General features: G+C 64.8%; 4 protein-coding genes and 1 tRNA gene. All 5 read right to left on the bottom strand.

The genetic code is table 11. From position 1 onward, the window contains the following. Positions 1–181: 181 nt before the first annotated feature. Positions 182–257 (bottom strand) — tRNA-Thr (locus ACSQ27_RS23605). A 23-nt stretch (positions 258–280) separates the two neighbouring features. Continuing rightward, positions 281–1,288, bottom strand: a complete 1,008-nt coding sequence (locus tag ACSQ27_RS23600) for a class 1 fructose-bisphosphatase (RefSeq protein ID WP_436157930.1) — start codon at positions 1,286–1,288, stop codon at positions 281–283. Between the two features lie 59 nt (positions 1,289–1,347). Continuing rightward, complete coding sequence (locus ACSQ27_RS23595; RefSeq protein WP_436157929.1) at positions 1,348–2,205, bottom strand: tetratricopeptide repeat protein; 858 nt, start codon at positions 2,203–2,205, stop codon at positions 1,348–1,350. 21 nt (positions 2,206–2,226) lie between these two features. After that, a complete protein-coding gene (pepN, locus tag ACSQ27_RS23590; RefSeq protein WP_436157928.1) occupies positions 2,227–4,974 on the bottom strand; it encodes an aminopeptidase N in 2,748 nt (915 codons plus the stop codon). Between the two features lie 87 nt (positions 4,975–5,061). Beyond that, positions 5,062–6,166, bottom strand: a protein-coding gene (prfB, locus tag ACSQ27_RS23585) for a peptide chain release factor 2 (protein ID WP_436157927.1) whose coding sequence is annotated in 2 segments (ribosomal slippage) — positions 5,062–6,084 and positions 6,086–6,166 — 1,104 coding nt in all. Because the reading frame shifts where the segments join, the coding sequence is not laid out codon by codon here. Positions 6,167–6,234 lie beyond the last annotated feature (68 nt).

Here is a 6,234-nt window from a genome sequence, read left to right as displayed (position 1 = left end):
ATTCGCAGACAAACACAATGTAAATTTGTGTTCTCCATCCTGCAATAGGGGTAGCGTTAATCGATCCCAGAAAGCAAAAAGCCCTCAATCGAGGGCTTTTGCTTGAATGGAAAACCAACCGCAATCAAATCTGACATCAGCTGTTTCCTGTTAGTAACCACTATCGCGTTACCGCGGTAAATGGTGCCGGAGAGATGAATCGAACACCCGACCTTCTCATTACGAATGAGCTGCTCTACCGACTGAGCTACACCGGCGTTTTATGGAATACAGCCCGAGATTATAGCCCGGAGTGGTAGGAGGTCACCCGTTCGACCTCATTTTTGGAGCCGAGGATGACGCTGACGCGTTCGTGGAGCTTGGTGGGCTGAAGGTCCAGGATGCGCTGTTTGCCGTTGGTGGCGGCGCCGCCGGCCTGTTCTATGAGCCAGCTCATGGGGTTGGCTTCGTACATCAGGCGCAGTTTTCCGGCTTTTTCGGGTTCGCGTTTGTCCCAGGGATAGAGGAAGATGCCGCCGCGGCACAGGATGCGGTGCACGTCGGCCACCATGGCGGCGACCCAGCGCATGTTGAAGTCCTTGCCGCGCGGGCCGTCCTTACCGGCCAGCAGCTCGTCCACGTAGCGCTTCACGGGTGCGTCCCAATGCCGCATATTGCTCATGTTGATGGCGAACTCCTTGGTGTCTTCCGGAATCCTGATGTTTTCCTCGGTCAGCACAAAGGAGCCCTGCTCACGGTCCAGCGTGAACATGGCCACGCCGTCGCCGACGGTCAGCACCAGCGTGGTCTGCGGGCCGTAGATGCAGTAACCCGCTGCCACCTGCTTGTGGCCGGCCTGCAGGAAGTCGCCTTCATCCACGCCGCGGTCGCCTTCGGGCATTTTCAGCACGCTGAAAATGGTGCCGATGCTGACGTTGATGTCGATGTTGCTGGAGCCGTCGAGGGGGTCGAACAGCAGCAGGTATTCACCTTGAGGGTAGCGATTCGGCACCACGTAAATGCCTTCCATTTCCTCGCTGGCCATGCCGGCCAGGTGGCCGCCCCATTCGTTGGCCTCGATCAGCACCTCGTTGGCAATGATGTCCAGCTTCTTCTGGATCTCACCCTGCACGTTCTCGCTTTCGGCGCTGCCCATGCCGCTGCCGAGCGCGCCCTTGTTGACGGCCTGGCTGATGCTCTTGCAGGCGCGGGCGACCACCTCGAGCAGCAGGCGAAGCTGCGAGGGAATATGACCGTCGATGCGCTGCTGCTCGATCAGGTAGCGGGTCAGGGAGATCTTTTGGGACATGGGGTGCTCCGTTCGGTTGAGGGGTGGTGTTGGGGCGGCGGTAGGGTTGGGCGGGGCGCCTAGCCGGGTTCGCCTTGCTGTTCGCGTTCTTCAAATTCGGCCAGCGTGGCCAGGGCGTCGTCCAGCAGGTCTTCGTCGTCCTTGGCGCGCGCAATGTCCACGCGTTGCTGGAAGAGGGCGCGCGCTTCGGCGGGCTGGCCCGCTTCATGCGCGAGCACGCCGAGCTGGAACAAGGTGTCCAGCACGATGTCGGTGTCCTGCAAGGCCTGGCCCAGCGCCAGGCGCTGTTGCAGCCAGGCCAGCGCCTGGGCCTGTTCGCCCAGCTCGTAGGCGTTTTGCGCCAGGTTGTTGATGAGGCCGGAGAGGCGCTTGTCCGTGCCGGAGCCGAAGGCGCTTTGGGCATCGGCCAGCAGTTGCCGGTTGTGCGCCAGCGCTTCGGCGAAGCGGCCGGCCTCGTGCAGGGCATAACCAATCTCTTCGCGGATGCCCAGCTTCTGCTCGGTGCCCAGCGTGGCGCCTTCGTGCGCGGCCCAGTGGGCCGACTGCTGGAGGTGCTCGACGGCGGTGTCGTAGTCCTCGGCCTCCAGGGCCGACTCGCCGAGGGCGTAATGCTGTTCGTAGCGCTCGGTGGGCGTGAGGCTGCCCCTGGCGGCGCGGATGGCCAGCGCGCGCAGGCCCAGGGGCAGGCCCTCGGCATGCTGCTGGCGTTTGCGGAACACCACGAACTGCAGCCACAGCAAGTCAGCCTGCTCGGCGGAGCCTGCGCCCACGGCCTCGGCCAGGGGCTCCAGCGCGGCCAGGTCGGCCGACATGCGCGAACCGCTGAACATGCCGCCGGCGTCGTACACCGTGTCGCGCAGCGGCTTGAACTTCTTCGCAAACCGCTGTGCGGGGCTGGTGAATGGGAAGAATGCCATGGCGGGTGCCTGCGTCCGCGTTCAGTCGGCCAGTGCGCGGGAGACGACCTCGTGGGTGTCTTTGCTCAGGTCGGTCTTGGCCGCGACGCGGGCGATCGCTTCGCGCGCCGCGCTGCGGTAGGGCTCGGCCAGCTTGCTCCAGCGGTCCAGCGCGCGCGCCAGGCGGGCGGCGACCTGCGGGTTGATGGCGTCGAGTTCCATCACGCGGTCGCTCCAGTACACATAACCGGCGGCGTCGGCGCGGTGGAAGGCGGCGGGGTTGCCCTGGCAGTAGGTGCTGACCACGCTGCGCGCGCGATTTGGGTTGCGCAGGCTGAAGTCGGCATGTTTCATAAGCTGCTTGACGGCGGGCAGGATGTTGCCGTTGCGGTCAGGCGCGCCGGCCTGCAGGCCGAACCATTTGTCGATGACCAGGGCTTCGTCCTTGAACATGGCATGGAACAAGGGCAACGCCTCACCGGCCAGGGCATGGCCGCTGGAGACCAGCGCGGCCAGCGCGTTGAAGCGGTCGGTCATGTTGCCGGCGTCCTTGAAGCGCTGCAGGGTTTTCTGCGGCCAGACGGTGTCGCCGCCGGCCTGCGCGGCCAGGCACAGGTGGGTGAGGGCCAGGCCGGCCAGCGCGCGCCGGCCCGAGGAAACCGCGTCGGGTGTGTAGGCGCCGGTGTCGTGGTTGGCCTGGTAGGCGGCTTCCCAGTCGGCGGCCAGGGCCGTGGCCAGCTGCAGGCGCATGGCTTCGCGCACCGCGTGAATGCGCTGCGGGTCCACCACCTCGAGCTGTTCGGCCAGGTAGGTTTCGGACGGCAGCGTGAGCACCAGCTCCTTGAAAGCCGAATCGAGCGTGGGGTGGCGCAGCACCTGGCGCATGGCGTCCAGGTAGGCCTCGTCAAGCACAGTAGCGGGTGTTGAAATCGCGGTGATGGCCGCGATGGCGCGGTTGACGGCCAGGCGCTGGCCGGCTTCCCAGCGGTTGAAGGGGTCGCTGTCGTGCGCCAGCAGGTGCAGCAGCTGGGCATCGGTGTAGTCGAACTCGAGCACCACCGGGGCGGTGAAGCCGCGCAGGATGGAGGGCACGGGCTCGGCATCGATGTTGGTGAAGACGAGTGTCTCGCTGGGCTGCGTGAGCACCACGGTGCGTGTGCTGGCGGGCGGCTGGCTCTCGCCGGCGAGCTGCAGCGGCAGGTCTTGCCCATCCGCGCCCAGCAGGCCCAGGCCGACCGGGATCACAAAAGGCTGCTTGACGGGCTGGCCCACGGTGGGCGCGCAGCTTTGCGCCAGCGTGAGGGTGTAGGTGCGGGCAGCCGCGTCATAGCGGCCGTGCGCGCGCACGCGCGGCGTGCCGGCCTGGCTGTACCAGCGCTTGAACTGGGGCAAGAGGCGCGCCAGGTCGGACATCGGGTTGGCGTCGGCAATCGCCTGCGCAAAATCGTCGCAGGTCACGGCCTGGCCGTCGTGGCGCTCGAAGTACAGCGTCATGCCCCGGGCAAACCCGTCGCGGCCCAAAGGATCGGACTCTGCATTGCTGCAGAGGGTCTGCATCATGCGCACGACCTCGGCGCCTTTTTCGTAAATGGTGACGGTGTAGAAGTTGCTGATCTCGACATAGCTGTCGGGCCGCACCGGGTGGGCCATGGGGCCGGCGTCTTCGGGGAACTGGGCGGTGCGCAGCACGCGCACGTCCTCGATGCGCTTGACGGCGCGGGCCGAGGGGGCGCCGGCCAGGTCCTGGCTGAACTCCTGGTCGCGGAACACCGTGAGGCCTTCTTTCAGGCTCAGCTGGAACCAGTCGCGGCAGGTGACGCGGTTGCCCGTCCAGTTGTGGAAGTACTCATGGCCGACCACGCTCTCGATGTTGGAAAAATCCACGTCGGTGGCGGTGGCCTGGTTGGCCAGCACGTACTTGGTGTTGAAGATGTTCAGGCCCTTGTTTTCCATGGCGCCCATGTTGAAGTCGCTGGTGGCGACGATCATGAAGCGCTCCAGGTCCAGCGGCAGGCCGAAGCGGGCTTCGTCCCAGGCGACGGAATGCATCAGCGAGGTCATGGCGTGCTCGGTCTTGTCGAGGTCGCCGGGGCGCACGTAGACCTGCAGCGTGTGCTGCTTGCCGGCGCGCGAGGTAATGCGTTGCTCACGGCTGACCAGCTTGCCGGCCACCAGGGCAAACAGGTAGCTGGGCTTTTTGTGCGGGTCCACCCATTTGGCGAAATGCCGCGCGCCGTTGGGGCCGGGCTCCAGCGGGCCCTGATCGACCAGGTTGCCGTTGGACAGCAGCACCGGGTACTGGGCCTTGTCGGCGCGCAGGGTGACGGTATAGCTGGCCATCACGTCGGGGCGGTCCAGGAAGTAGGTGATGCGGCGAAAGCCCTCGGCCTCGCACTGCGTGAAGAAGGAATCGTTGCTGACGTAGAGGCCCATCAGCTTGGTGTTCTTGGCCGGGCAGGTGGTGGTGAAGATTTCGAGGTCGAAGGGCTCGCTGCCTTCGGGCAGGTTTTCCAGCACCAGCTGGTTGCCTTCCATCTTGAAGGACGTGCCCTGGCCGTTGACCAGCACGCGCGCGAGATTCAGTTCTTCGCCGTCAAGCTTCAGCGGCTGGGCCGGCACGCCGGGGTTGCGGCGCAGGCGCATCTTGTTGAGCACGCGGGTCTTCGCCGGGTCCAGGTCGAAGCACAGGTCGACGGTGTCAATCCAGTAGGCGGGGGCGATGTAGTCGGCGCGGTTGATGACCACCGTGGGTCCTTGTCCTGATCCACTGTCATCGGGCATTTGCAACATGGCTGCTTCCTCAAAATCAAAACGGTCTAAAACTCAAAAATCCATCAAAAACAAACCCTGGGCGGCCGGCGCCGGCCGCCCGGGGCATCAGACGCCCTGCTTCAGCGAGGCCTCGATGAAGACGTCCAGGTCGCCGTCCAGCACTTTCTGCGTGGCCGAGACTTCGACGTTGGTGCGCAGGTCCTTGATGCGGCTGTTGTCCAGCACGTAGCTGCGAATCTGGTGGCCCCAGCCCACGTCGGTCTTGGTGTCTTCCAGCTTCTGCTGGGCTTCCTGCTGCTTGCGCAACTCGAAGTCGTAGAGCCGCGAACGCAGGCGCTTCCAGGCCACGTCGCGGTTGCTATGCTGGCTGCGGCCGTCCTGGCACTGCACGACGATGCCGGTCGGGATGTGCGTCAGGCGCACGGCCGAGTCGGTCTTGTTGATGTGCTGGCCGCCGGCGCCGCTGGCGCGGAAGGTGTCGGTGCGCACGTCGGCCGGGTTGATCTCGATCTCGATGGAGTCGTCGATCTCGGGGTAAACGAAGACCGAGGCAAACGAGGTGTGGCGCCCGCCCGAGGAATCAAAAGGCGACTTGCGCACCAGGCGGTGCACGCCGGTCTCGGTGCGCAGCAGGCCGAAGGCGTACTCGCCCTCGATCTTGATGGTTGCGCCCTTGATGCCGGCGGTGTCGCCCGGGGATTCGTCTTCGACGGTGGTCTTGAAGCCCTTGCGCTCGGCGTACTTGAGGTACTGGCGCAGCAGCATGCTGGCCCAGTCGCAGGCTTCGGTGCCGCCGGCGCCGGCCTGGATGTCCAGGAAGCAGGGCAGGGGGTCGGCCGGGTTGTTGAACATCCGGCGGAATTCCATTTTTTCGACCTCGGCGGCGATCTTGGCGGCATCGCCTTCAATCGACTGCATGCCGGCTTCGTCGCCTTCGCCCTTGGACATCTCGAAAAGTTCGGTGTTGTCGGAGAGCTCGGAGCTCAGGCGGTCGATGACGTGGACCACGTCTTCCAGCGACTTCTTTTCCTTGCCGAGTTCCTGCGCCCGCTTGGGGTTGTCCCAGACCTTGGGGTCTTCCAGTGCGGCGTTGACTTCGTTTAGCTTACGTTCTTTGGCAGGGTAGTCAAAGATACCCCCGAAGCTCGTTGACCCGGTTGCTGAGGTCGACGAGCTGGTTGCTGATGAGGTTGATGCGTTCTGCGTCCATGGTTCTTCTGTCCTGAAAGTGTGGTGGCCGCCAGGGGGCTGCCTAACCCGTCATTTTCTCACGACACG

The organism is Polaromonas sp. LjRoot131, assembly GCF_964252805.1.
Classification (GTDB): Bacteria; Pseudomonadota; Gammaproteobacteria; order Burkholderiales; family Burkholderiaceae_C; genus Polaromonas.
This window is presented reverse-complemented; position numbering and strand designations above follow the sequence as displayed.

Coding starts and splice junctions, on each gene's coding strand:
- ACSQ27_RS23600 (WP_436157930.1), bottom strand. CDS start 1,288: ATGTCCCAAAAGATCTCCCTGACCCGCTACCTGATCGAGCAGCAGCGC.
- ACSQ27_RS23595 (WP_436157929.1), bottom strand. CDS start 2,205: ATGGCATTCTTCCCATTCACCAGCCCCGCACAGCGGTTTGCGAAGAAG.
- pepN (WP_436157928.1), bottom strand. CDS start 4,974: ATGTTGCAAATGCCCGATGACAGTGGATCAGGACAAGGACCCACGGTG.